We start from the raw sequence: 24,301 nt of genomic DNA, 5'->3' as shown, positions 1-24,301 counted from the left end.
GGCATGTTGCTGGCAATAGACGTCGGAAACACGAATACGGTGTTTGCGCTGCATGATGGCCAGCAGTGGATACACAGCTGGCGCAGCGCGACTGACTCCACCAAGACTGCCGACGACCATGCCTCCTGGCTCTGGCGCCTCGCGGACATGCACGGCGTCGACATGTCGGGCGTCAAGGGCTGCGTTGTCTCGTCCGTGGTGCCTCAGGCCCAGTTCAATTTCAGGAACCTCGCACGCCGTTACCTCAACGTGGAGCCGTTGTTCGTCGGCGACAAGGACCTGAAAACCGGTGTCGAAATCCGGGTCCGCCATCCCGAACAGGTCGGCGCAGACCGGATTGTTTCCGCCCTCGGTGCGCATGTGGCCTACCCGGGCGCATTGATCGTCATCGACAGCGGCACGGCAACAACGCTGGACGTGGTCGGCGAGGACGGCGCTTTCGAAGGCGGTATCATTTCGCCCGGCATCTATCTCTCCATGCGCGCACTGCACGAGGCGGCGGCGCAGTTGCCGCGGATCGCCATTCAGAAACCGCCACAGGTTATCGGCAAGGATACCGTCTCTGCCATGCAGTCCGGCGTGTTCCTCGGCTATATCGAACTGATCGATGGTCTCGTGCGTCGCATCAAGGCGGAGTATGGTAAGCCCATGACGGTCATCGCGACGGGCGGCGTAGCATCGCTGTTCGAAGGCGCAAGCGAGACGATTGACCACTATGATCAGGATGTCCTGATCCGCGGACTTCTCGAAGTCTGGAAACGAAATAGCTGAGACTGATGGCCGACTCCGCAACTCATCCGGACGAACTCGTTTTCCTGCCTCTCGGCGGGTGCGGTGAGATTGGCATGAACCTCAATGCCTATGGGTATGGCCCCGCGCATGCGCGGCGGTGGATCATCGTGGACATCGGGGTAACCTTCGGCGGCCTGGATACGCCTGGCGTTGAGCTGATCTGCGCTGATCCGGCCTATCTCGTCGGCGAGCAGATTGACGCCGTATTCCTGACCCATGCCCATGAAGATCATATCGGCGCGGTTGGGCTTCTTTATCCGCTTCTGCGCATACGCGCGCCGATCTACGCGACGCCGTTTACGGCCGAGCTTGCTCGAAACAAGCTGCAGGAAAGGGGCGTGGACACGCGCCTCCTTAAGACGCTGTCGCTTGAAGCAACGGTGCAGGCAGGCCCATTCTCCGTCCGCTATGTCACGCTGACCCACTCCATTCCTGAACCCAACGCGCTGGCGATTGAAACGCCCGCCGGGCTGATCCTTCATACGGGCGACTGGAAAATCGATCCTGAGCCTTTGATTGGTGCACGGACAGATATCGAAGGCCTCACCGCGCTGGGTGACCGCGGCGTCCTCGCCATGATCTGCGACTCCACGAATGTGTTTGAAAGCGGCGAGTCAGGCTCAGAGGATACGGTTCGAAAAGGCCTGATTGATCTCATCGCTAAGCAGACTGGCGCCGTCGCCGTCACCACCTTTGCCTCAAATGTCGCGCGCGTCAGTTCCATTATTGAGGCCGCAAAGGCTGCGGATCGAAGCGTTTGCCTCGTCGGCCGCAGCATGCACCGGATCACGTCTGCGGCGAAGGCCGTCGGCATCCTTCCCGCAAACCTGGAATTTGTTGACGAAGCGGAATCCGGCTTCGTGCCGCGCGAGAATATTCTCTATCTCTGCACCGGAAGTCAGGGCGAACAGAATGCCGCCCTCTCCAGGATCGCGAGGGGCGACCATCGGCATGTGTCGCTCGGTGAAGAGGATACGGTGATTTTTTCATCCCGCCTGATTCCCGGAAATGAGAGTCAGGTCTACGGCCTGCAGAATGCACTTGCAGAAATGGGCATCCGGATCATCACCCCGCGCATGGTTGCAGAGCCGATCCATGTCTCCGGTCATCCGTGCCGGGATGAATTGCGCCGGATGTATCAGTGGGTGCGGCCGAAAATTGCAGTTCCTGTGCATGGCGAGCGCCGGCACATCATGGAACATGCAGCTTACGCGAAATCGCTGCAGATCCAGCAGGCGATCACACCGCGGAATGGCAGCCTGATCCGGCTGGCACCGGGCAACGCGAAAATCCTGGATGAAGTTCCATCTGGCCGGCTGATGCTGGACGGGGGCAGGCTGGTGCCGGAAGGGGCCGAGGGGCTGATTGAGCGCCGGCGCCTGTCCTATAGCGGCATCATTCTCGCGACACTCAGCATTGACGAATCCGGCGCTGTTTCAGATGGACCGGTAATCGCCGTCAAAGGCCTGTCTGAAACCGATGGCCGCTCCGCCGACGAGAGCCTTGGCCCGCTGGAAGATGCCGCGACACGGGCGGTTGAGAGCATGAAGCGAAAAGACCGGGCCGACGATGAAGCCGTGGAGCGTGCTGTAGGCCGCGCGCTTCGCAAGGCCTGCGAAACGGAGTTTGGCCTGCGGCCGTTGATCGAAGTGATTGTACTGAGGAGTTGAGATGCCATGAGCGAATTCAAGATCGGACCTTTGAACCATGTCGGCGTGGCTGTTCCGGATATCGAGGCTGCCTGCGAAACCTACCGGACACTTTACGGCGCGACGGATATCACCACACCGTTCGACATGCCGGAACAGGGCGTGAAAGTCTGTTTTGTCAACTTGCCCAACAGCCAGATCGAACTGATCGAACCACTGAACGAGGCTTCACCGATCGCGAACTTCCTCAAGAAGAATCCGGCAGGCGGGCAGCATCACGTCTGCTTCGAAGTGGCTGATATCCATCAGGCGGTGACGGAAATGGAAGCGCGGGGCGCGACGGTCCTCGGCAAGCCCCGCATCGGCGCCCATGGCACGCTGATCATCTTCGTGCACCCGAAGAACTCGAACGGCGTTCTGGTCGAACTAATGGAAACGCCCAAAGGCCACCACTGATGTCCATTGCCGGCGGCATTATCATCTTTGTGATCGCCTGGTGGCTGTGTTTCTTCATGGTCCTGCCCATCGGGGTTCGGGGCCAGTGGGAGGACGATTCGACTGTGCCAGGCACCGAAGAGGCCGCCCCGAAAAATCCGATGCTGGCCAAAAAAGCCCTCTGGGCTGCCGCTGGAGCAGCAGTCATTACAGCCATCGCTGCACTGGTGATCCCCCGGCTGCTTGCGCAATAGCCGGGCGACCGGCTAGGTGAGCCTGAGAAACCATCCGAAAGAGATAGCTTCCATGCGTCTGTCGAACTACTTCCTGCCCGTTTCCAAGGAAGCGCCTTCAGATGCTGCAATCGTGTCTCACCAGCTGATGCTGCGCACGGGCATGATCCGCCAGAACGGGGCAGGGATCTACACCTGGCTGCCGATGGGGCACCGGGTCCTGAAGAAGATCGAGAAGATCGTCCGCGAGGAGATGGACCGGGCCGGCGCGGTCGAGCTGCTGATGCCTACCCTGCAGCAGGCAGACCTTTGGCGCGAGTCCGGCCGATATGAGGCCTATGGCAAGGAAATGCTCCGCATCAAGGATCGCCATGATCGCGAGATGCTCTACGGGCCCACCAATGAAGAACTGATCACGGATGTCTTCCGGACCTATGTGAAAAGCTACAAGCAGCTGCCACTGAACCTTTATCACCAGCAGTGGAAGTTCCGCGACGAAGTGCGCCCGCGCTTCGGCGTCATGCGAGGCCGCGAATTCCTGATGAAGGATGCCTACTCCTTCGATCTCACCGAGGAAGATGCCCGCAAAGCCTATCGCCGGATGTTCTGTGCCTATCTCAACGCCTTCGACCGGATGGGGCTCACAGCTATTCCGATGCGCGCAGATACCGGACCCATCGGCGGCGATCTCAGTCACGAGTTCATCATCCTTGCGGACACCGGCGAAAGCGCCGTCTTCTGCGACCGCGAGTTGCTGGATCTGCCCGCGCCGGGTCTCGACCTCGACTTCAGCGCCGACCTGCGGCCGGTGGTCGAGCAACGTACGCGCTATTATGCGGCCACAGAAGAAATGCATGACCCGAAAGCGTTTGAGGCTCTGCCCAAGGATCGTCAGGTCTCGGCACGCGGTATAGAGGTCGGGCACATCTTCTACTTCGGAACCAAGTATTCCGAGCCGATGAACGCCGTTGTTCAGGGGCCGGATGGTCAGATGGTGCCGGTCCAGATGGGCAGCTATGGCATCGGCGTGTCACGCCTCGTCGGTGGCATCATCGAAGCCAGCCATGATGAAAATGGTATTGTATGGCCGGAGTCCGTCGCGCCCTTTGATGTCGGCCTTATCAACATGCGCCCGGGTGACGCCGCCTGCGATGCCGCCTGCGAAAAGCTCTATGCGGCGATGACAGCTGCAGGCCGCGATGTGCTCTATGACGATACCGACGACCGAGCCGGTGCGAAATTTGCACGCATGGATCTGATCGGTCTGCCCTGGCAGACAACAGTTGGCCCGCGCGGCGTTGCCGAGGGCAAGGTTGAGGTCAAAAACCGCAAGTCCGGCGAAAAGCACGATGTCAGCATCGAAGACATGCTGGCGCAACTGAAAGCGTCCTGATGAGCAAGGCGTCCTCTGCCATGCCTTTCGGCAAGCTGGAGCGCACGCTCGCCCTGCGCTACCTGCTCGCACGCCGCGAGCATGGCGGCGCCAGCCTGATCGCCATCATTTCCTTCATCGGCATATTCTTTGCCGTTGCTGCCCTGATCATCACCATGTCGATCATGAGCGGCTTCCGGGCGACACTTCTCGACGCCCTTCTGGGGGGTGAGCCGCATATCGAGATAGCGGTCGATGGAATGCCTCAGGAACAGGCCGACGACGTGATCAAGGTCATCGAAACGGTGCCGGATGTGGTTAGCGTTTCCCCTTTCATCCGCCAGTTTGTCCTGCTGTCCGCGAACGGCGTGCGCACGGGCGGTATCGTTCGCGCGATCCCGCCGGAAGACATGGCGACCATGCCGATCCTGAAGGATGGCGGCGCCGGCGCGATTGCCGCCGGATTCGGCGAAGGCAGGAACGGCGGCAACGTCATCATGATCGGCCAGTATCTCGCTGCCAATCTCGGCGTCGGGGTTGGCGATCAGGTGGAAGTCGTGACAGCGCAGATGCGCTCGGGCCCGGTGGGCCAGACACCCATCAGCAAGGTCTACGTCGTGGGCGATATCTTCCGTACCGGGAGCGCCCAGCTCGACAACGTATATGTATTCATGCCCATGCAGCAGGCGCAGGTACTGTTCCAGTCCAAGGGCCGGTATCAGTATCTTGATGTTCGCGTAAAGAACCCGGATCAGACCGAAATCGCGATGCAGCGGATCACGGAAGCAACCGGCTACAGCGTGATCCTCACGGACTGGAAAACCAAGAACCGGACCTATCTCGGTGCGCTGCGCACGGAGCGGGTGATGGTTCGCCTGCTGGTGACCATCATCATGATGATCGCAACGCTGAACATCATCGTGGGCGTCGTCATGCTCGTGAAGAACAAGACGCGCGATATCGCCATTCTCCGCACGATCGGTCTCAGCCGCGCCGGAGTGCTGCGCGTCTTCCTGATGGTGGGCACAGCCCTCGGCAGCCTCGGCGCCTTGCTGGGCATGATTGTCGGCGTACTGTTCATCATAAATATCGGCCCGATCGAAGCGCTCATCAATCTTGCCATAGATGGCGAAGTCTTCCCGGCTGAACAGTACGGGCTCGACCATCTGCCCGCGGTGCTCGATTGGGGTGAGGTTCTCAGCACAGGCGCCTACGCACTGCTGATGTCGATGTTTGTATCGATCATGCCGGCCATGTGGGCGTCCTCGCAGGATCCCGTCAAAGCCCTGAGGTTCGAATGACCGCCGCGCCCGTCCTCGAACTCCGTGCCATAGAACGCACTTACAAGACCAGCGCTGGCGCGCTCCAGGTGCTGCGCGGAACAGACCTGACGATCGCACCCGGTGAGCTCGTGGGTCTGGTCGGCCCGTCGGGCTCCGGTAAATCAACCCTGCTGCACACAGCGGGCCTGCTCGAAGAGCCGGAAGCCGGGCAGGTCTTCCTCGACGGCGCAGATTGTCTGAAACTGAACGAAGCCGGGCGCACTGCCATCCGCCGCCTGAAGATCGGCTTTGTCTACCAGTTCCACCATCTGCTTCCCGAGTTCAACGCGATCGACAACGTCGCCATGCCTCTGATGATCGCCGGCATCCGGAAGAAGGAAGCCCGTGAACGCGCTGCGCGGCTGCTCGACGAGATGGGGCTGGCGGAGCGCGTCGATCACCAGCCGGCCCAGCTGTCCGGAGGCGAGCAACAACGCGTCGCCATCGCGCGGGCGCTCGCCAACGACCCCAGGCTTGTCATCGCGGACGAGCCGACCGGAAATCTCGATCCGGCAACCACCGAACGGGTCTTCGCGACCCTGATCAAGATGGTCCGCGAAGAGGGGGCGGGCGTACTCGTTGCCACGCACAATCTGGCGCTCATCCGGCATATGGACCGGGTGCTGACCCTCCAGGACGGCAAACTCGTGGATTTCCAGGGCTGAGAAGCTGTGGATGACCGCCAGTCCGGCTTGGCGCCCGGGGTGATTCGGTGAGACACTCGGTCCAGAGGTGTGCACCATGAAAACTCCGGTCTTTATCCCGCTGGCTATCCGTTCGAGCTACTCACTGCTTGAAAGCATGATCACGCCGTCGGATGTCGCCAAATGGTGCAAGGCCTATGGTGTCCCGGCTGCCGCGATCACGGATCGCAACAACTTGTTCGGTGCTCTGGAATTCTCACTGAAACTTTTGGAGAGCGGTCTGCAGCCGATCATGGCCTGCTGCTTTGATGTAACGGACGGCGTCCCGAAATCCGAAACGTCGCGGATTTCCCTCTATGCTCAGAACGAACAGGGCTATCGCCGCCTGATGTTCCTCTCTTCCTGCGCGTTCCTGGATTCCCCGGACGGCGTGCCCAAGCTTCACCGGCGCTATCTGCTCGAGGAAACCGAAGGCCTGATCCTGCTAACAGGCGGCGCCGAAGGCGAGGTCGCTAGGCACATTCTCAAATCGCGCATGGTCGATGCCCGCACAGAACTTTCCACACTCGCCGCCGCCTTTCCGGGCAGATGTTATGTCGAGATCACCCGGCACGGTGCGCAGGTTGAGCTGAAAACGGAAGCGGGCCTGACCGAGCTTGCCTATGAACTCGGCCTTCCGCTGGTTGCCACGCATGACGCCCGCTTCATGAAACCGGCCGACAACACAGCGCATGATGCGCTGATGTGCATCGCAAATGGCCAATACCTCGGACAGGATGATCGTAAACGGGTTGAGCGGTCACAGTTTCTTCAGTCCCCTGAAGATATGGCCGAGCTGTTTTCAGACCTTCCTGAAGCGCTGGCATCAACTATTGAGATCGCACAGCGCTGCTCTGTTCGCGCTCAGACACGCAACCCCATTCTCCCGGCCTTCAGCAAGGGCGGGCGGTCCGAAGGTGACGAGTTGCGCCTGCAGGCCCGGCAGGGTCTCGAGCAGAGGCTGCGCGAGGCAGATCGTCTCTATGCGGATCGCAAGAATTACGAAGACCGTCTCGAGTATGAACTCGGCATCATCGAGAGAATGGGCTTCCCGGGCTACTTCCTCATCGTCTCCGACTTTATCAAATGGGCAAAGGCAAACGGAATTCCAGTCGGACCGGGCAGGGGCTCGGGCGCGGGCTCGCTCGTTGCGTGGGTCCTGCTGATCACGGACCTTGATCCGATCCGGTTCGATCTGCTGTTCGAACGTTTCCTGAATCCCGAGCGGGTCTCGATGCCTGACTTCGATGTGGACTTCTGCCAGGAGCGCCGCGGCGAAGTTATCCGGTATGTTCGCGACAAATACGGCGCGGACAGTGTCGCCATGATTATCACCTTCGGCACGCTCCAGGCGAAAGCCGTGGTGCGCGACGTCGGCCGCGTGATGCAGATGCCCTATGGTCAAGTCGACCGTCTCGCCAAGCTCATCCCGTTCAATCCGGCAAAACCGCCAACGCTTGATGAGGCCATCGCAGCCGAACCGAAGTTCGATGAAGAAATTGCGGCAGACGCGCGCGTAGGCGAACTTATCGAGATCGCGAAATCGCTGGAAGGCATGTACAGGAACGCCGGCACGCATGCTGCCGGTGTCGTCATCGCAGACCGGCCTCTGGTTGAGCTTGTTCCGCTGTACAATGATCCGCGTGCAGAGCTTCCCGCTACACAGTTCAACATGAAGTATGCCGAGATGGCGGGCCTTGTGAAGTTTGACTTCCTCGGATTGAAGACCCTCACGGTCATCGACAGGGCGCTGAAATTCATCGCCGCTGGCGGGAAATCCGTGGGGCCGGCCTGGACCAGACTGGACGATGCGGCAAGCTACGACCTGATGGCCAGCGGGGAAACCCTCGGCGTGTTCCAGCTGGAAGGCGCGGGCATGCGCGACACGCTGCGCCGTGTCCGCCCCAACAACATTGAAGACCTGATCGCCATCATCTCCCTCTACCGCCCCGGCCCGATGGAGAATATTCCCGTTTATGTTCAGGGTAAGGAAGATCCGTCTTCCGTAACCTATCAGCATCCGGACCTGCGCCCCGTGCTTGAAGCAACTTACGGCGTGCCCGTGTATCAGGAACAGGTCATGCGGATGGCACAGGAAATCGCTGGCTACTCGCTGGGCGAGGCCGACTTGCTGCGGCGCGCGATGGGCAAGAAGAAGCTCGAGGAAATGATCGCGCAGCGCAAGCGCTTCGTCGAAGGTGCGGCTGCCAACAAGGGCATGAAAGAGCAGCTCGCAAACGAGATCTTCGACACGATGGAAAAGTTCGCCGGATACGGCTTTAACAAGTCCCACGCCGCCGCCTATGCGCTGATTGGCTATCAGACGGCTTTCCTCAAGTGCCACTTCCCGGTCGAGTTCCTGGCGGCCTCGATGAGCCTTGATATCGGCAATACGGACAAGCTCGCGGCTTTCTTCCAGGAAGCCAAACGCCTGCGCATCCCGGTGCTTGCGCCGGACATCAACACCTCGACTGCCGATTTCGACGTCCGCGACGGATCGATTGTCTACGCGCTCGGCGCCCTGAAAGGCGTTGGCCTTGAAGCGATGCGCCACGTCTGCGCCGTCAGAAACGAGAGCGGCCCGTTCCCCGGCCTGTTCGAATTTGCCGAGCGGATCGATCCAAGGCACGTCAACAAGAAAGCTTTCGAATCATTGGCGCGGGCAGGGGCCTTTGACACCCTTGAGCCAAACCGCGCCCGGGTGTTTGAGGCGGCCGGAACGCTTGCCCAGCATGCCACGAGTGCCGCCGGGGACCGGCAGGGCGGTCAGGCCGGATTGTTTGCAGACGCCGAGCCGGCGCTTCGTCCGCCACTGCCGAACCCGCGCACATGGACGGCGCAGCAGAAGCTGGATGAAGAATTCAAAGCCATCGGTTTCTACTTTTCAGGCCACCCCCTTGATGACGTATTGACCTCTCTGGACCGGGACCGGATCACCCTCATCATGGAAATCGAGGATCGCGCCGCCGAAGGCCGGCCTCTGGAAATGATCGGCATCGTCCGCGCCCGCACCGACAAACCGGGCCGGAACGGCAAATTTGCCTTTCTGACGGTCTCGGATCCCACCGGCGAGCGTGAAATGGTCGTCTATTCCGACGCGCTCTACCAGTATGGTGATCTGCTGCGGCCAGGGAAGGCAGTCGCCATGACCGTTTCCGTCCGCCAGAATGGCGAAGAGACCCGCCTGCTTCTTGAAAGGGCAGTCGAACTTGAATCTGCCCGGGTGTCCAAGCCCTCCGGGCTACTCGTGGTGAGGCTTTCACCGTGCGCCAATCCGGCGGAGCTGGCCCAGGTCGTCAAGCTTCTGGAAGGGCTTCCGGATCCCGACAGGGGTGGAATCCACCTCGAAATGCACCTTGGGGACGGCCGGACAGTCACGGTAAAGCTGCCCCAGACTTACACGATCAGCCTGAAGGCCCAGCGGGCGCTGAAGGATATCCCCGGGGTCGAGAAGGTCACGCCCCGAAAGGCGGCCTGACACCCCCCGAAAACAGCGCTTGGCGCTTGCTACAGCCCGAAAAAGGGGTATAGGAGCGCACGTCTAAACCAAGTCGCGGGTGCATCCGGTGCGACGGGATATCCCGTAGTTCCACCCTGCGACGGCCAACCGGATGGAGAAAATCGATGGCCCTTCCTGACTTCTCGATGCGTCAGCTGCTCGAGGCTGGTGTTCATTTTGGTCACCAGACCCACCGCTGGAACCCCCGCATGAAGCCGTACATCTACGGCGAGCGTTCCGGCATCCACATCATGGACCTTTCGCACACCGTGCCAGCCCTGCATCAGGCGCTGGTCTTCGTGCGTGACACCGTCGCCAAGGGCGGCCGCGTGCTGTTCGTCGGCACCAAGCGTCAGGCTCAGGATCCCGTCGCCGAGGCTGCACAGCGCTGCGCCCAGTATTACATGAACCACCGCTGGCTCGGCGGCACGCTGACGAATTGGACCACCGTGTCCAATTCGATCAAGCAGCTGCGCGAACTGAACGCGATGTTCGAAAGCGGTGGCGGCTCCGGCCTCACCAAGAAAGAACTTCTCGATCTGCAGCGCCGCCGCGAAAAACTGCAGAAGTCGCTCGGCGGCATTGCCGACATGGGCGGTTTGCCGGCTGCGATCATCGTGATCGACACCAACAAGGAAGCTATCGCGGTGCAGGAAGCCCGCAAGCTCGGCATTCCGGTCGTCGCCGTGCTCGATACGAACTGCGATCCGTCTGACGCCGATTACGGTTTCCCCGGCAACGACGATGCTGCCCGCGCCATCTCGCTCTACTGCAACCTGTTCGCCGATGCGGTCCTGGACGGCCTGGCGGAATCGACCGCCGGTCTCGGTGTCGATCTCGGCTCGCTTTCGGACGTCGCCGCCATTGCGGACGCTGACGTGCAGGCCAGCGAAGAGGCTTCGGGCAACGCCTGAGAACGCGCTCCCGGGCGCAACAATTCAAATGAAGGATCAAGGCTATGGCTGAGATTACAGCAGCACTTGTAAAACAACTGCGCGAGAAAACCGGCGCCGGCATGATGGATGCCAAGAAGGCGCTCGTTGAAAACAATGGCGATGAAGCCGCAGCCATCGAGTGGCTGCGCGCGAAAGGCCTGTCGAAAGCGGCGAAGAAATCTGGCCGTGCGGCGGCTGAAGGCCTCGTGGCCGTGAAGGTTTCGGCCGACGGCAAGACCGGCGCCATCGTCGAGCTCAACTCGGAAACCGACTTCGTGTCGCGCAACGAGTCGTTCCAGAAAGCGCTCGACGGCATCGCCGCCGTGGCGCTCACCACGGACGGTTCGGTCGAGAAAATCCTCGCTGCCCCGGCTCCGGAAGGCGCCGGTTCGGTCGACGACATGATCAAGAACATGATCGCCACCATCGGCGAGAACATGACCCTGCGCCGCGCCGGCAAAGTCAGCGCGACCAAGGTTGCAACCTACATCCACAACGCGGTCGTGCCCGGCATGGGCAAGGTCGGCGTGCTCGTCGCTCTCGATGGCTCGGGCGACCTCGAAGATACCGGCCGGAAAGTGGCGATGCATATCGCCGCGACCTCGCCTGCCGCGGCAACCACGGCCGAACTCGACCCCGCCCTGATCGAATCAGAGAAGCGCGTTCTGACCGAACAGGCCCGCGAAAGCGGCAAGCCCGACGCCGTGATCGAGAAGATGATCGTTGGCCGGATGCAGAAATTCTACAAGGAAGTCGTCCTCGTCGAGCAGCCCTACATCATGGACAGCGACAAGACTGTCGGCGAATTCCTCAAGGCGCAGGGCGCCACACTGAAGGCGTTCGTCCACTTCAAGCTGGGCGAAGGCGTTGAAAAAGAAGAAGCCGACTTCGCTGCAGAAGTCGCTTCCATGACAAAAGGCTCCTGATCGGGCTTGCGTTTCTCCCCGCGAGGGGCTTTGAACAATCCCGGCTGGCGGTTTCGCATAGCCGGGATTTTTTTGGTTCGAATGTTACAAAGAACGGTGGAATGAATGCCGGAAAATGAGCCAGAAAAGAGTCAGCTGAAGTATCGCCGGGTCCTGCTGAAGCTCTCCGGAGAGGCTCTGATGGGGCCGGGACAATTCGGAATCGATATTCCGACCTGCGAGCAGTTTGCAAAGGCGATCGCCAATGCGCGCACGGCCGGCGCGGAAATCTGCCTGGTCATCGGCGGCGGCAACATATTCCGGGGCGTCGCCGGGGCAGCAAAAGGCATGGAACGCGCCCAGGCCGACTCCATGGGCATGCTGGCCACGGTCATGAACGCCCTCGCGATGCAGAGTGTGCTAGAAAGCATCGGCGTGCCCACGCGCGTACAGTCCGCGATCAGCATGGATGCGATCTGCGAGCCCTATATCCGGCGCCGTGCCCAGCGACACATGGAAAAGGGCCGTGTGGTGATCTTCGCCGCCGGCATCGGCAACCCGTTCTTCACCACCGACACAGGCGCCGCCCTGCGGGCCATCGAGATGGGCTGCGATGCACTGCTCAAGGGCACGCAGGTTGACGGTGTCTATACGGCAGACCCCAAGCTCGACTCGAGCGCGACGCGTTATAACGAAGTTGCGTATGATGAGCTTCTGATCAAGAACCTGCGCGTCATGGACCCTTCCGCAGTCAGCCTGATGCGCGACAACAACATACCGGTCGTCGTCTTTTCACTGAAGGAAGAAGGTTCACTGCTGAATGTCCTCTATGGACGCGGCACATCGACGACAATCTCGAAAACGGGAGGCTAAGCCAGCATGAGCTACAGCAAACAGGATATCGAACGCCGCATGGAAGGCGCGCTTGCCGCGCTCGCTTCGGAATTCGCCGGCCTTCGCACAGGCCGCGCATCGGTCAATCTTCTCGATTCAATCCAGGTGCCGGCCTATGGCGGCGTCGTTCCGCTCAGCCAGGTCGCCTCCGTGACGGTCACTGACACCCGCATGCTGTCGGTCAATGTCTGGGACAAGACGGTTGTCGGCGCGACAGACCGGGCGATTCGCGATTCCGGGCTGGGCCTCAATCCGGTCATGGACGGGCAGACGCTCCGCATCCCGATCCCTGCGCTGAACGAGGAGCGCCGCGTAGAACTCACCAAGATTGCCGGCAAATACGCCGAAGCAGCCCGGGTTGCGGTGCGCAATGTGCGCCGCGACGGCATGGATGCCCTCAAAAAGGCGGAAAAGGACGGCGAGATCAGTGAAGACCGTCACCGGTCGCTGTCTGAAGAAGTGCAGAAGCTGACGGATGCCTTCGTCAAACGCGTCGATGACGCGCTGAAGGCGAAGGAAGCGGAGATCATGCAGGTGTAATGAGCCGCGCCGGGGCATCTCCTGAACCATCCCATGCCAGCGGAGGAGAGCCGCCAGCGCCCCAGCACGTCGCCATAATCATGGACGGCAATGGGCGCTGGGCCAAGGCGCGCGGCCTTCCCAGGACTGCCGGTCACGAGCGCGGTGTCGAAGCCCTGAGGCGCACGGTCGAAGCCGCCGGCGATCTCGGCATAAAGTACCTGACAGTATTCTCGTTCTCGACAGAAAACTGGCGCCGTCCGGCCGCTGAAGTGAACGTGCTTTTCGGGCTCCTGAAGGCTTATGTTCAGCGCGACCTGCAAAGACTGAAGCATGAAGGCGTCCGTGTACGCATCATCGGCCAGCGGGAAGGTCTGCCCCCGGATATCGCCGAACTGGTCGGCCGCGCCGAACGCGAAACGGCCGGCAATTCCGCCTTCCATCTCACCATCGCCTTCAACTACGGCTCGCGCAACGAAATCCTTCGTGCCGCCGAGGCCTATGCCCGCTCCTTGCGCGAAGCCGGAGATACTGGTCCGCTCACGGAGGAGATGTTCAGCAGCTTCCTGGATACAAGCGGACTGCCCGATCCCGATCTCATGATCCGCACCAGCGGGGAATATCGCATCAGCAATTTCCTCCTCTGGCAGGCGGCATACGCGGAGCTGTTGTTCATGGACGTCCTCTGGCCGGACTTCGGGCGCGCTCACCTGGAAGGCGCCATCGCGAAATATCACGAGCGCGAGCGCCGTTTCGGAGCCGTCGTCCCGGGAGCCAGCTGATGGGAGATTGGACACCGCCTGAAAAGCGGTTCTCCGAATTGCCGCTCCGTTTGCTGACAGCCGTAATCCTCATTCCGTTCGCGCTCTATTCGGTGTGGATGGGATCATGGTGGCTGGCGGCGGCCTGCGCGGCCTTCTGCGCCGTCATGATGCTTGAATGGTGTCGCATGAGCGCGACACCCAATGAGACCGTTCTGGCAGGTCTGGGCGTCCTGTTCTGTCTCAGCTTTCCGTTAGGCGACACGCGCATTACGGCGGCCCTGGCGACGGCAGCCCTGGTGCTCGGCGTGCTCTCCGCCCGCAAGGAGGTGCGCGCCCGTATCTCGGGAGGATTCGGGGTCGTCTATGTCTTCGCCATGGTTTCGTGCCTCTACTTCCTTCGGGAAGGGCCATGGCAGGGCAGGGACGCGGCGCTCTATCTAATGTCCTTCGTCTGGGCATCGGACGCTGCAGCCTACTTCTTTGGCCGCCTGTTGCGCGGCCCGCGCCTGCTTCCGAAGGAAAGCCCGAACAAGACCTGGAGCGGCGCCATTGCCGCGCTCATCGCCTGCGCCCTGTGCGGATATTACGCCTTCACCCTGCACGGGGGCGAAGCGCCAGCATGGATGCTGGCAGGTATTCTGGTTTCTGTCGCTGCCCAGGCGGGCGACCTGTTCGAGAGCGGCCTGAAGCGCCGGTTCAAGGTCAAGGATTCCGGCACGATCCTGCCTGGCCATGGCGGCCTCCTCGACCGCGTGGATGGGCTGGGCGCGGTCAGCGTCCTGTTCGTGTTGCTATTTCTCAGTGTTCCGGCCGCGCCGCGCCTGCTAGGTTTTTGACCGATGAGTATTCGCCGTGTCTCTATCTACGGGTCTACCGGTTCAGTCGGCCGTTCTGCGGTGGATGTCATCAGCCATGCGCGCGAACAGGGTGTGCCCTTCGAAATTGTCGCTCTTGCAGGCGGGCGCAACTCAGCCGCCCTTGCGGAGCAGGCGCTTCGCCTGCGCCCGGACATCGCTGTCATTGCAGATCAACGCCAGCTGGCGGACCTGAAAGCGCGTCTGGCAGGCTCCGGCATCGAGGCCGCCGCGGGGGCCACCGCAATGGTCGAAGCCGCCGGGCGGCCGTGTGATCGCTTCCTCGCCGCCATCGTGGGCGCGGCGGGCCTCGAGTCCACCATGGCCGCCGTGCACGCAGGCAACCACCTCGCCCTTGCAAACAAGGAAAGCATCGTCTGCGCCGGCGCCATCCTCCTGCGCGCGGCCCGAGAAGCCGGCATTTCGATCCTGCCCGTAGACTCTGAACACAGCGCCATTTTCCAATGTATCGGCGATGGCCGGTCCCTCGAGAAACTGACACTGACGGCATCTGGCGGCCCGTTCCGCGAGGCGTCGCTCGAGGCCATGGCGCGCGCCACACCTGCCCAGGCGGCTGCCCACCCGCGCTGGAACATGGGCCAGAAGATATCCATCGACAGCGCAACGCTGATGAACAAGGCGCTGGAACTGATCGAGGCCGCCCTCCTGTTCGAAGTCGATGCTTCGCGTATCGATGTCCTCGTCCATCCCCAGTCCATCATCCATGGCATGGCCCATTTCACGGATGGATCCGTTCTCGCGCAGCTGGGGAACCCCGACATGCGTACTCCCGTATCGCTCGCCCTCGGCTGGCCGGATCGGCTGGAAACAACGGTCGACCGCCTCGATCTTGGCCAGATCGGCCGTCTGGATTTCGAGGCGGTGGACACCGCCCGTTTCCGGTCCATAGAGCTTGCAAGGCACGCCTACGGCCTTGGTCCGGCGGGTCCCGTGATATTAAATTCTGCTAATGAATCAGTAGTTTCTGCATTTATTGAAGGCCAATGCGGTTTCCTGGACATCGCCCGCACTGTGGAAGCCGCAATGGAGCGCTTTTCATCCTCTGAATTCGCCTCTACCAAGTGCACAACGTTGGATGAAGTCGCGTTCCTGGACCGGTTTGGCCGCACGCTTGCAACGGAAGCGCTACAGGATAGCCCGGGCCGGGCAGGAGGAAGAACAGCTTGGAAGGGGTGATCAGCCAGGGTCCACTGTTCATCGCATGCCTCGTGTTGCTCATGGGCGTGGTGATCGTGGTTCACGAGCTCGGCCACTATCTGGCCGGGCGCGTCTATGGTGTTGCGGTCGAGTCCTTCTCCGTCGGCTTTGGAAAACCCATGATCGAGCGCCGGGACAGGTCCGGCACGCGCTGGCGCATCAACTGGATCCCGCTCGGCGGCTTCGTCGCCTTCATGGACAAGAAGTCCATGGAAGATGCCGAAGACCCGTCGGACGTTCCGAAAGGCGTGGCCTTTGACGATATCGGACCTCTGAAGAAGATCGTCATTAGCCTCGCGGGCCCCATCGCAAACTTTGTCCTCGCAGCCTTCATTTTCTCGCTATCCATAGGTGTCCACGGCGTCGCGATCCAGGCGGTGCATGTGGCCGGAACCATGGAGGGCATGCCCGCGGAACAAGCCGGCCTGCAGGCGGGCGATCATATCCTTCAGGTGAACGGCAAGCCGATCCGCAACCGCGCAGACTTCACCTCCTCCGTGCTGCTCAGCCCGAACAAGCCGATGGAGTTGCTCATCGACCGCGCCGGCGAACAGAGGTTCATCTTCGTGACGCCTGTTGAGATCGTCCGGACCAATGAAGTCGGCCAGATGGTCTCACAAAGTACGATCGGCATAGCGATGGAAGCGATCCCCTCTACGGAGCGGATTCACTACGGCCCTGTCGAATCAGTGATTGCGGGCGTGCAGGAAACCGGGGTGACGATTGACCGGACCGTCACAATGCTTGGCCGCATTGTCACCGGGAACATGTCCTTCCACAGCCTGTCGGGCCCAGTCGGCGTGGCGGATGTCTCCCGGCGCGTTGTAAACATCGTCATGGACCAGCCGCAGGTTCCGATGCTGGCGCGGCTGGAGAGCCTGTTCTGGGTTCTCCTCAGCCTCACGGCCGCGATCTCCGTGGGGGTCGGATTTTTCAATCTTCTGCCACTGCCAGTGCTGGATGGCGGGAGAGTTGTGTTTCATGCATACGAAGCAGTGTTTGGCTCCAAAATGCCGGGCCAGATAGAAGCTATGGCGCTGCGTGTGGGAGTGTTGGTCTTGGTGGCCCTGGTGATCGTCATCACCTGGGGGGACATTCTCGAAACCGGTGTATTCGGACGAGGAAGCGGCTGACGCAGGTCAGCGAAAGAAACGAAAGTGTATTCGAGAATGCGTAAATTCCTCGCAGCAACCCTTCTTGCTACCAGCGCGCTGGGGCTTGGCATCAGTGGTCAACTGCAACAGGCCGAAGCGCAGGCGGATGACCGCTATGGCGGCACGATCCGCTCGATTATCGTCGAGGGCAACCGCCGCATCGAGGGGCGTACGGTCCAGTCCTATCTGCTTCTGGAACCTGGCGATGCCTTCGATCCGGACCGTATCGACCTGTCCCTGAAAACCCTGTTTGCGACCAACCTGTTCGCCGACGTCTCGATTGACCGCCGCAACGACGACCTCGTCGTCCGCGTCGTCGAGAACCCCATCATCAACCGCGTGATCTTCGAAGGAAATCGCGCGATGAAAGACGACAAGCTGCGCGAGGAAATCCAGGCAGCTCCGCGCGGCGTCTTCACCGCGGCCCGCGTGCAAACCGACGTGCAGCGCATTCTAGAGATGTATCGCCGCTCCGGAAGGTTCGCCGCCAAGGTCGAGCCGCAGTACAAGCCGCTTGAACAGAACCGCGTCGACCTGATCTTCGAGATCACCGAGGGCCCTGTCACCGGCGTGCGCTCGATCAACTTCATCGGCAACAAGGCCTATTCGGATTCCCGTCTTCGCAGCGAGATCGTGACGCGCCAGTCACGCTTCTGGCGGTTCTTCAGTTCGAACGACAACTACGATTCCGGCCGCCTGGAATTTGACCGCGAACAGCTGCGGGAGTTCTACCAGAACAACGGTTACTATGATTTCCGCGTCACATCCGCTGTCGCTGAACTCACACCGGACCAGAAAGACTTCTACATTACCTTCACGGTGGATGAGGGCCGTCAGTACGACTTTGGCGTCATCAAGGTCGAGACCGCGCTCGAGAAGCTCGACTCCAACATCCTTCAGGCTGTCGTTCCGATCCAGGAAGGCGAACTGTTCCGTGGCGACCAGATCGAATCCACCATTGATGCGCTGACCTACGCCGCCGGTGTCGCCGGCTACGCGTTCGTGGATGTGCGTCCGCAGATCCGGGTAAACGAGCAGACCGGCAGGATCGACATCACGTTCGCGCTCGATGAAGGCCCACGCGTCTATATCGACCGCATCAACATCGTCGGCAACACACAGACGCTGGACCGCGTGATCCGCCGCGAGCTTCGAATCTCGGAAGGCGATGCCTTCAACCGCATCCTTCTGGACCGCTCGCGCAACCGCATACGGTCGCTTGGCTTCTTCAAGAATGTCGAAGTGACGGAGCTACCCGCAGAGGATCCGGACCGCACGATTGTCGAAGTGAAGGTCGAAGAACAATCGACGGGTGAGCTGTCCTTCGCTGCCGGTTTCTCATCGGTGGACGCCTACCTCTTCGACCTCAGCGCCTCGCAGCGCAACCTGCGCGGCCGTGGCCAGTCGGTCGTCGCGCGCACCTCGCTGTCAAGCCGACAGCAGATCGTCGATCTTCGCTTCACTGAGCCGCGCTTCCTGGACCGGAACCTGTCGGCAGGCCTGGAGCTGTTTGCAACACGCCAGGACTTCGAAGAGTTCACAGGCTTCACCAGCGAAACCATCGGCGGCGGCCTGCGTGTCGCGTTCCCGCTGACCGACCGTATGCAACTCGGGCTCAGCTATCGTCTGCAGACGGACGATGTGAACATCTCGAACTTCAACTACATCATCGATGCGAATGGCAATCTCGTAAGCGCCATCATCTATGACGATCCGAACAATACGCCGGACAACCCGTTTGACGATGTGCCGCGTCAGCCTACAGCGGCAGATGTCGGGGCAGGCCAGTTCCTGGTGGACCGCTGCGATCCGGCCTACCTGCTGCGCGATACAATCTGCCGGTCCGAGCGTAACGATATCTCGAGTGTCATCGGCTACAACTTCTTCTGGGATCAGACAAACGATCCGATCACGCCGTCGCGCGGCTTCGACGTTCGCTTCAGCCAGGATTTTGCAGGCCTTGGCGGAGATGTGAAATACATCCGCTCCGAGGCAGGCGCCACCTTCTACAGAGGCATCTGGCGCGATGTGATTGCCAGCGCCAAATTCAGCGCCGGCTATGTGCTGCCGCTGGATGAAGATCAGGGCGTGCGCATCAATAACCGCTTCTTCCGGGGCGGCAGCACGTTCCGCGGCTTCGATGTTGCCGGCCTTGGTCCGCGCGAGATTGTCCGCATCTTTGATCCGAACACCGGTGAAGTCGTCTCCACGCAGCGCCTGAACTCCCTCGGCGGCAACGCCTACTATCAGGGTACGTTCGAGGTCAGCGTGCCGAACTTCCTGCCCGAAGAGTATGGCATCAAGAGCGCCCTGTTCGTCGATGTCGGCTCGCTCGGGCTCCTGGAAGATGTCGACAAGGGACAATCAGTCTTCATTCCGGATGCCGGAAGCCTTGGCTTCCCGGGCTTCGGCGCCGTGCGCATCCCGAAAGACGCCGCTTCGCTGCGCGCGTCCGCAGGCCTCAGCGTCTTCTGGGATTCGCCTTTCGGCCCCATCCGGTTCGACTTCTCGCAAATCCTTCGCCGGGAAGAATATGATCGCACCGAGACCTTCCGGTTCTCGACCTCAACCCGTTTCTGATCTCGCCAGCCCCAACGAGGAACTCAAAATGACCTATCTCCGTTCAGTCCTGGCTGCGCTTGCGCTCGCAATCGCCGCCACGGTTTCTTTCAGCCAGGCCGCCTACGCACAGGCTTCTGGCGTCATGATCATTGACGAAGGCCACATCCTTACGACCAGCAAGGCCGGCAAGGACATGTTCACCAAGCTGAAGAACATCGAAACCCAGATCAACAACGAGCTGAAAGCGCCGGCAGATGCCCTGAACGCCCAGCGCACGGCGCTTGCCGCAAAGCTTGAAGGCAAGACCCGCGAAGCCGTCGCCGCCGACGCTGCCCTCGTCAAGCAGGTCGAGGACTTCCAGAAGAAAGCCAACGAGTTCGCCCAGAAGCGCTCGGTTCTGGCCCAGGAATATTCCGCGACCGAACAGAAGGCCTTCGTGGACTTTAACAAGGCACTGGAGCCGGTCCTGCTCGAAGTCGTGAAGGAAAAGAACATTCAGGTCCTGCTCTCGCGCAGCCAGGTCGTGTTCTCGGCCGACGCCGTGGACGCTTCTGACGCCATCATCGCGAAGCTCGACCAGAAGACGCCGGCCATCAGCGTCGTCCGCCAACGCGCGCCGGCTCAGACCAACTAGCCCGCGGAACGCCCGGTCGTGACGGTCGATACTCGTTTCTACGCGCCATTGGGGGCTTTGACGTTAGAAACGGCTGCGGCTCTGACCGGGGCCCAGCTGATCGGGGAGGCATCCTCTCCGATTACGGGTCTCGCATCCGCTGATCAGGCAAAGGCCGGAGAGATCGCCTTCCTCGAAGGCGATGCCTCCGCAAAACCCACCCTCAGCCCGCATCTGTCTGTCGTCATCGTGAACGAGGCGACAAGCTCGCTCGTGCCGGACGGCGTATCGAGGCTCATTGCGCGCTTCCCCCGCCACGCTCACAGCACAGTCGCAAAAGCCCTGTTCCAGCCCCGGCACCTGTCGGGCGGCTTCGGCACGCAGGCCGTCGCTGCCTCCGCGCAGATCCATGCCGGCGCCAGCATTCTGCCCGGCGCCGTGATCGGGGAAGGCGCGGCCATCGGTGAGGGCACCGTGATTGGCCCAAACGCGGTCATCGGCCCCGGCGTTCAGATCGGGCGCAACTCGGTCATAGGCGCCGCCGCGAGCGTGCATTGCGCCTTGCTCGGCGACCATGTGACCCTGCTCGCTGGCGCACGGATCGGCGAGACCGGCTTTGGCGTCATGGCAGGCCCCTCCGGCGCAGAAGACGCGCCTCACTACGGCCGCGTCATCCTGCAGGACCATGTCACCATCGGCGCCAATGCCTGCATCGACCGCGGCGTTTTCGGCGATACGATCATCGGTGAGCGGACCAAGATCGATAATCTCTGCCAGATCGCCCACAATGTCGTGCTCGGCCGGTCCGTCGTGGTCGCCGCGTTTGGCGGTATTTCCGGCTCTGTCCGGGTCGGCGACGGCTCCATGCTCGGCGGCCGTGTCGGCATCGCGGATCATGTCGTCGTCGGTGAGAAAGTCAGCCTTGCCGCATCCGCAGGCCTGTTCCGTGATGTCGGGCCCGGCGAAACCTGGGGCGGCACGCCTGCCAAGCCGATCCGCCAGTGGATGCGCGAAGTCGCCTGGCTCAACAAGCAGGCGAGTACCCGGAAGCGCGATTGAACAGTGGCGCGCCCGCGCATCCGCTGGTAACGGGAAAGCATGACCACGACCATCCACCCAACCTCAGTCGTCGAGCCGGGCGCCCGGCTGGATGAGGGCGTCACGATCGGGCCGTTCTGCTATGTCGGCGCCTGCGCCGAACTGGGCGCCGGCACCCGAATGATTTCCCACTCTACGGTGCTCGGCAACACGCGCCTCGGCAAGAACTGCACCCTACATCCGCACGCCGCGCTGGGCGGCGTCCCGCAGGTGATCGGCATGAAGGAACAGCCGGACTCGCGCCTTGAAATCGGTGATGGCTGCGAGTTCCGCGAATACGCAACCGCCCATTCCGGCATGCCGAAATTCGGCGGCCTCACGTCTGTCGGCAACAACTGCTACATCATGATCGGCGCGCACATCGCGCATGACAACCGTATCGGCAACAACGTCGTTATGGCGAACAATGTCTCGCTCGCCGGGCATATCGAAGTGGGCGACAATGTCTGGTTCGGCGGCCTCTCTGCGGTTCACCAGTTCAGCCGCATCGGCCGCAACGCCTTTATCGGCGGCGGCGCCATCGTCGTGGAAGATGTCATCCCTTTCGGTTCTGTCGTTGGCAACCACGCGAAGCTTGCCGGCCTCAACACCGTCGGTCTCAAGCGCCGCGGTTTCTCGAAGGCCGAGCTTCACCAGATCCGGTCCGCTTATAAAGCGGTGTTCGAAGGCAATGGTCTGTTCAAGGAACGTCTGGAACAGGCCGCAGCAGACTTCGCAGGCCAGCCCCTCGCCATGGAGTTGATCGACTTCATCCGCAAAGGCGGCGACCGCCCCATCTGTAAACCGGAATGATGCTATGCCGGGCCCGCTAGGACTGATTGCCGGGCTGGGAGACTTGCCGGTTGCGATTGCCGAAAACGCAGTCGCGACAGGGCAGGGCGTTCACGTCCTGCGCCTCAAGGGCTTCGAGGAACCACGGCTCGCGGCCTATCCGGGCGCGGTTGTGGGGCTCGGCGAAATCGGCGGTGTGCTCAGCCGCCTGAAAGAAGCGGGGTGCAGGGACGTTGTCTTCGCCGGCATCGTCAACCGACCGAACTTCTCGGACCTGAAGCTGGACCTGAAAGGCGCTGCGCTGCTCCCTAAGGTCATCAGCGAAGCCCGCAAAGGTGATGACGCCCTCCTGCGCGTCCTCGTCCAGGAATTCGAAAAGCACGGCTTCAATGTCATCGGCAGCGAAGTGGCGCATGCCGCACTCCTCGCACCTGCGGGTCTCATCGCCGGCCCGCCGCCCTCTGATCTTTCCATGATCGATCTCGAAGTCGCCGCGCGCACCGCCGCGGCGACCGGCGCTCTGGATATCGGGCAGGGCTGCGTCGTCTGCGATGGTCTCGTACTTGCCGTCGAGGCACAGGAAGGCACGGATGAAATGCTTCGCCGCTGCGCTGGCCTGCCGGATACGATCCGCGGCACACCCGCCGCTCGGCGCGGGGTGCTCGTCAAAAGGCCCAAGCCGGTGCAGGACCGCCGCATCGACCTTCCGACGACGGGCGTTTCGACCGTGGAACTCGCCGCTGCCGCTGGCCTTGCCGGCATCGGCATCGAGGCAGGCGGCGCGTTGATGCTGAATCGGCCGGCCATGGCAAAACGGGCCGAGGAGCTGGGTCTTTTCCTCTATGGGTTTCCCGCCAGCCTCGGGACGGGCTGAGCCATGTCGCTCTACTTTGTGGCCGCAGAAGCTTCCGGTGACCTTCTCGCGCGCGAAGTCGCGGAAGCTGTCCTTGCCAAATCTCCACAAACGGACATTCGCGGCATCGGCGGACCGGAGCTTGCCGCGCTCGGAATCCGGTCACCCATCGATATCGCGCCATTGTCCGTCCTCGGATTTGTTGAAGGCATCAAGGCTTATGGGGATGTCGTGCGGCTCGCAGATGCGGCGGCTGACGATATCTGCCGTGTGCGGCCAAAGGTGGTCGTGCTTGTCGACTCCTGGGGCTTCATGCTCCGCGTCGCCCAGCGTGTCCGCGCCCGTGATCCATCGATCCGCCTCGTCAAACTGATCGGCCCTCAGGTTTGGGCAACTCGCCCCGGCCGCGCCAAAACGCTTGCTGAAACAGTGGATCACCTGATCTGCATGCACGACATCGAAGCGCCCTTCTACGAGCCCTTCGGTCTCCCGGTCACTGTAATCGGCAACCCCGCGCTGACGCGGACAGGGAAGGGGGATGCCGCCGCCTTCCGCGCCCGTCACGGCTTCGCGCCGGATCAGGAACTCGTCCTCGTCCTCCCCGGCAGCCGGGGCAGCGAACTTGCCAAGGTCGCGCCGGTGTTGCTCGACGCTGCCCAGCGCATCACGTCGCAAAGGCCATCCGCACGCGTACTGATCCAGCCCGCCGCCTCCATCCGCGACGCCTTCACCGCGCGCTATCCGGATGCTGCCAGCTGGGCGACACTCCTCACGGATCCTGCAGAACGCTACAATGCAATGGCCGCCTCAACGCTCGTGCTCGCCTGCTCGGGAACGGTCACCAGCGAAGTCGCCCTGCAAGGCGCGCCAATGATTGTCGGCTACAAGACCGGCTGGATCACCTGGGCGCTTGCTCGCGGCCTGCTTTACAAGAAAACGCATATCACGCTGCTCAACATCCTGAACGGCGATCAGGAAATCGTGCCGGAGTTTGTGCAGACACGTTTCCAGGCAGACGCCATCGCGGAGCAAGCTCAGGACTGGCTGGCAAATCCTGAACGCCTCGCTGCCCAGCGCGAACGTCAGAACACAGCACTGCGCGCCATGGTGCGCGAAGGCGAACCCGCTGCTTTGATTGCAGCAGGCGCCATTCTCGATGAACTCGCGAAAGCCTGA

General features: G+C 61.6%; 22 protein-coding genes. All 22 read left to right on the top strand.

Translation table 11 applies throughout. The annotated features are described in order from the left end of the window. The first annotated feature begins 3 nt into the window (after nt 1–3). The 22 genes from ACK4TE_RS03685 to ACK4TE_RS03580 all read left to right on the top strand — a co-directional run bounded on the left by ACK4TE_RS03685 (nt 4) and on the right by ACK4TE_RS03580 (nt 24,301). On the top strand, nt 4–771 hold the full coding sequence (locus ACK4TE_RS03685) for a type III pantothenate kinase (protein ID WP_409910128.1): 768 nt from the start codon (nt 4–6) through the stop codon (nt 769–771). Nucleotides 772–776: 5 nt separating this feature from the next. Next, complete coding sequence (locus ACK4TE_RS03680; protein ID WP_409910127.1) at nt 777–2,462, top strand: ribonuclease J; 1,686 nt, start codon at nt 777–779, stop codon at nt 2,460–2,462. A 6-nt stretch (nt 2,463–2,468) separates the two neighbouring features. Beyond that, nucleotides 2,469–2,897 carry a methylmalonyl-CoA epimerase gene (gene mce / locus ACK4TE_RS03675; protein ID WP_409910126.1) on the top strand — a complete coding sequence of 143 codons (429 nt, stop codon included), beginning with the start codon at nt 2,469–2,471 and terminating at the stop codon, nt 2,895–2,897. Next, on the top strand, nt 2,897–3,130 hold the full coding sequence (locus tag ACK4TE_RS03670; protein ID WP_409910125.1) for a DUF1467 family protein: 234 nt from the start codon (nt 2,897–2,899) through the stop codon (nt 3,128–3,130). The genes mce and ACK4TE_RS03670 overlap by 1 nt, the downstream gene beginning before the upstream one ends. Nucleotides 3,131–3,182: 52 nt before the next feature. Further along, entirely contained in the window at nt 3,183–4,502 is a 1,320-nt protein-coding gene (proS, locus tag ACK4TE_RS03665) for a proline--tRNA ligase (RefSeq protein ID WP_409910124.1), read from the top strand. Continuing rightward, complete coding sequence (locus ACK4TE_RS03660) at nt 4,502–5,782, top strand: ABC transporter permease (protein WP_409910123.1); 1,281 nt, start codon at nt 4,502–4,504, stop codon at nt 5,780–5,782. The genes proS and ACK4TE_RS03660 overlap by 1 nt, the downstream gene beginning before the upstream one ends. Next, the gene (locus ACK4TE_RS03655) at nt 5,779–6,468 is read left to right on the top strand and encodes an ABC transporter ATP-binding protein (protein WP_409910122.1); all 690 of its coding nucleotides are present in this window, start codon (nt 5,779–5,781) and stop codon (nt 6,466–6,468) included. Before ACK4TE_RS03660 ends, ACK4TE_RS03655 begins: the two co-directional genes overlap by 4 nt. A 76-nt stretch (nt 6,469–6,544) precedes the next feature. Beyond that, nucleotides 6,545–9,964 (top strand): DNA polymerase III subunit alpha, encoded by a 3,420-nt coding sequence (dnaE, locus tag ACK4TE_RS03650; RefSeq protein ID WP_409910121.1) that lies wholly within the window; start codon nt 6,545–6,547, stop codon nt 9,962–9,964. 146 nt (nt 9,965–10,110) lie between these two features. Continuing rightward, on the top strand, nt 10,111–10,899 hold the full coding sequence (gene rpsB / locus ACK4TE_RS03645; protein ID WP_409910120.1) for a 30S ribosomal protein S2: 789 nt from the start codon (nt 10,111–10,113) through the stop codon (nt 10,897–10,899). Nucleotides 10,900–10,943: 44 nt separating this feature from the next. Further along, on the top strand, nt 10,944–11,846 hold the full coding sequence (tsf, locus tag ACK4TE_RS03640) for a translation elongation factor Ts (RefSeq protein WP_409910119.1): 903 nt from the start codon (nt 10,944–10,946) through the stop codon (nt 11,844–11,846). A 105-nt stretch (nt 11,847–11,951) separates the two neighbouring features. Further along, a complete protein-coding gene (gene pyrH, locus ACK4TE_RS03635; protein WP_409910118.1) occupies nt 11,952–12,698 on the top strand; it encodes a UMP kinase in 747 nt (248 codons plus the stop codon). A gap of 6 nt (nt 12,699–12,704) precedes the next feature. Continuing rightward, the gene (gene frr, locus ACK4TE_RS03630; RefSeq protein WP_409910117.1) at nt 12,705–13,259 is read left to right on the top strand and encodes a ribosome recycling factor; all 555 of its coding nucleotides are present in this window, start codon (nt 12,705–12,707) and stop codon (nt 13,257–13,259) included. Beyond that, nucleotides 13,259–14,020, top strand: a complete 762-nt coding sequence (locus ACK4TE_RS03625) for an isoprenyl transferase (protein ID WP_409910116.1) — start codon at nt 13,259–13,261, stop codon at nt 14,018–14,020. The genes frr and ACK4TE_RS03625 overlap by 1 nt, the downstream gene beginning before the upstream one ends. Next, nucleotides 14,020–14,838: a phosphatidate cytidylyltransferase gene (locus ACK4TE_RS03620; RefSeq protein WP_409910115.1), complete on the top strand. Its 819-nt coding sequence runs from the start codon at nt 14,020–14,022 to the stop codon at nt 14,836–14,838. The genes ACK4TE_RS03625 and ACK4TE_RS03620 overlap by 1 nt, the downstream gene beginning before the upstream one ends. Before the next feature lie 3 nt (nt 14,839–14,841). Then, a complete protein-coding gene (gene dxr, locus ACK4TE_RS03615; protein WP_409910114.1) occupies nt 14,842–16,053 on the top strand; it encodes a 1-deoxy-D-xylulose-5-phosphate reductoisomerase in 1,212 nt (403 codons plus the stop codon). Beyond that, nucleotides 16,050–17,207, top strand: a complete 1,158-nt coding sequence (locus ACK4TE_RS03610; protein WP_409910192.1) for a M50 family metallopeptidase — start codon at nt 16,050–16,052, stop codon at nt 17,205–17,207. The genes dxr and ACK4TE_RS03610 overlap by 4 nt, the downstream gene beginning before the upstream one ends. Nucleotides 17,208–17,243: 36 nt before the next feature. Further along, nucleotides 17,244–19,808, top strand: coding sequence for an outer membrane protein assembly factor BamA (gene bamA, locus ACK4TE_RS03605; protein WP_409910113.1), 2,565 nt, complete (start codon nt 17,244–17,246; stop codon nt 19,806–19,808). Nucleotides 19,809–19,836: 28 nt separating this feature from the next. After that, entirely contained in the window at nt 19,837–20,424 is a 588-nt protein-coding gene (locus tag ACK4TE_RS03600) for an OmpH family outer membrane protein (protein ID WP_409910112.1), read from the top strand. Nucleotides 20,425–20,442: 18 nt separating this feature from the next. Beyond that, nucleotides 20,443–21,462 carry a UDP-3-O-(3-hydroxymyristoyl)glucosamine N-acyltransferase gene (gene lpxD / locus ACK4TE_RS03595; RefSeq protein WP_409910111.1) on the top strand — a complete coding sequence of 340 codons (1,020 nt, stop codon included), beginning with the start codon at nt 20,443–20,445 and terminating at the stop codon, nt 21,460–21,462. Nucleotides 21,463–21,501: 39 nt separating this feature from the next. Beyond that, complete coding sequence (gene lpxA, locus ACK4TE_RS03590) at nt 21,502–22,293, top strand: acyl-ACP--UDP-N-acetylglucosamine O-acyltransferase (protein WP_409910110.1); 792 nt, start codon at nt 21,502–21,504, stop codon at nt 22,291–22,293. A 4-nt stretch (nt 22,294–22,297) separates the two neighbouring features. Further along, nucleotides 22,298–23,146 carry an LpxI family protein gene (locus ACK4TE_RS03585; RefSeq protein ID WP_409910109.1) on the top strand — a complete coding sequence of 283 codons (849 nt, stop codon included), beginning with the start codon at nt 22,298–22,300 and terminating at the stop codon, nt 23,144–23,146. 3 nt (nt 23,147–23,149) lie between these two features. After that, nucleotides 23,150–24,301, top strand: a complete 1,152-nt coding sequence (locus ACK4TE_RS03580) for a lipid-A-disaccharide synthase (RefSeq protein WP_409910108.1) — start codon at nt 23,150–23,152, stop codon at nt 24,299–24,301.

It is taken from the genome of Hyphomonas sp., from assembly GCF_046313975.1.
In the GTDB taxonomy this organism is placed as follows: Bacteria; Pseudomonadota; Alphaproteobacteria; order Caulobacterales; family Hyphomonadaceae; genus Hyphomonas.
Note: the sequence above shows the minus strand (reverse complement) of the source record. Positions and strands in the feature narration are given on the sequence as shown.

Bases quoted from the DNA above. Each gene is read 5' to 3' on its own strand.
- ACK4TE_RS03685 (WP_409910128.1), top strand. From the start codon at position 4: ATGTTGCTGGCAATAGACGTCGGAAACACGAATACGGTGTTTGCGCTG.
- ACK4TE_RS03680 (WP_409910127.1), top strand. From the start codon at position 777: ATGGCCGACTCCGCAACTCATCCGGACGAACTCGTTTTCCTGCCTCTC.
- mce (WP_409910126.1), top strand. From the start codon at position 2,469: ATGAGCGAATTCAAGATCGGACCTTTGAACCATGTCGGCGTGGCTGTT.
- ACK4TE_RS03670 (WP_409910125.1), top strand. From the start codon at position 2,897: ATGTCCATTGCCGGCGGCATTATCATCTTTGTGATCGCCTGGTGGCTG.
- proS (WP_409910124.1), top strand. From the start codon at position 3,183: ATGCGTCTGTCGAACTACTTCCTGCCCGTTTCCAAGGAAGCGCCTTCA.
- ACK4TE_RS03660 (WP_409910123.1), top strand. From the start codon at position 4,502: ATGAGCAAGGCGTCCTCTGCCATGCCTTTCGGCAAGCTGGAGCGCACG.
- ACK4TE_RS03655 (WP_409910122.1), top strand. From the start codon at position 5,779: ATGACCGCCGCGCCCGTCCTCGAACTCCGTGCCATAGAACGCACTTAC.
- dnaE (WP_409910121.1), top strand. From the start codon at position 6,545: ATGAAAACTCCGGTCTTTATCCCGCTGGCTATCCGTTCGAGCTACTCA.
- rpsB (WP_409910120.1), top strand. From the start codon at position 10,111: ATGGCCCTTCCTGACTTCTCGATGCGTCAGCTGCTCGAGGCTGGTGTT.
- tsf (WP_409910119.1), top strand. From the start codon at position 10,944: ATGGCTGAGATTACAGCAGCACTTGTAAAACAACTGCGCGAGAAAACC.
- pyrH (WP_409910118.1), top strand. From the start codon at position 11,952: ATGCCGGAAAATGAGCCAGAAAAGAGTCAGCTGAAGTATCGCCGGGTC.
- frr (WP_409910117.1), top strand. From the start codon at position 12,705: ATGAGCTACAGCAAACAGGATATCGAACGCCGCATGGAAGGCGCGCTT.
- ACK4TE_RS03625 (WP_409910116.1), top strand. From the start codon at position 13,259: ATGAGCCGCGCCGGGGCATCTCCTGAACCATCCCATGCCAGCGGAGGA.
- ACK4TE_RS03620 (WP_409910115.1), top strand. From the start codon at position 14,020: ATGGGAGATTGGACACCGCCTGAAAAGCGGTTCTCCGAATTGCCGCTC.
- dxr (WP_409910114.1), top strand. From the start codon at position 14,842: ATGAGTATTCGCCGTGTCTCTATCTACGGGTCTACCGGTTCAGTCGGC.
- bamA (WP_409910113.1), top strand. From the start codon at position 17,244: ATGCGTAAATTCCTCGCAGCAACCCTTCTTGCTACCAGCGCGCTGGGG.
- ACK4TE_RS03600 (WP_409910112.1), top strand. From the start codon at position 19,837: ATGACCTATCTCCGTTCAGTCCTGGCTGCGCTTGCGCTCGCAATCGCC.
- lpxA (WP_409910110.1), top strand. From the start codon at position 21,502: ATGACCACGACCATCCACCCAACCTCAGTCGTCGAGCCGGGCGCCCGG.
- ACK4TE_RS03585 (WP_409910109.1), top strand. From the start codon at position 22,298: ATGCCGGGCCCGCTAGGACTGATTGCCGGGCTGGGAGACTTGCCGGTT.
- ACK4TE_RS03580 (WP_409910108.1), top strand. From the start codon at position 23,150: ATGTCGCTCTACTTTGTGGCCGCAGAAGCTTCCGGTGACCTTCTCGCG.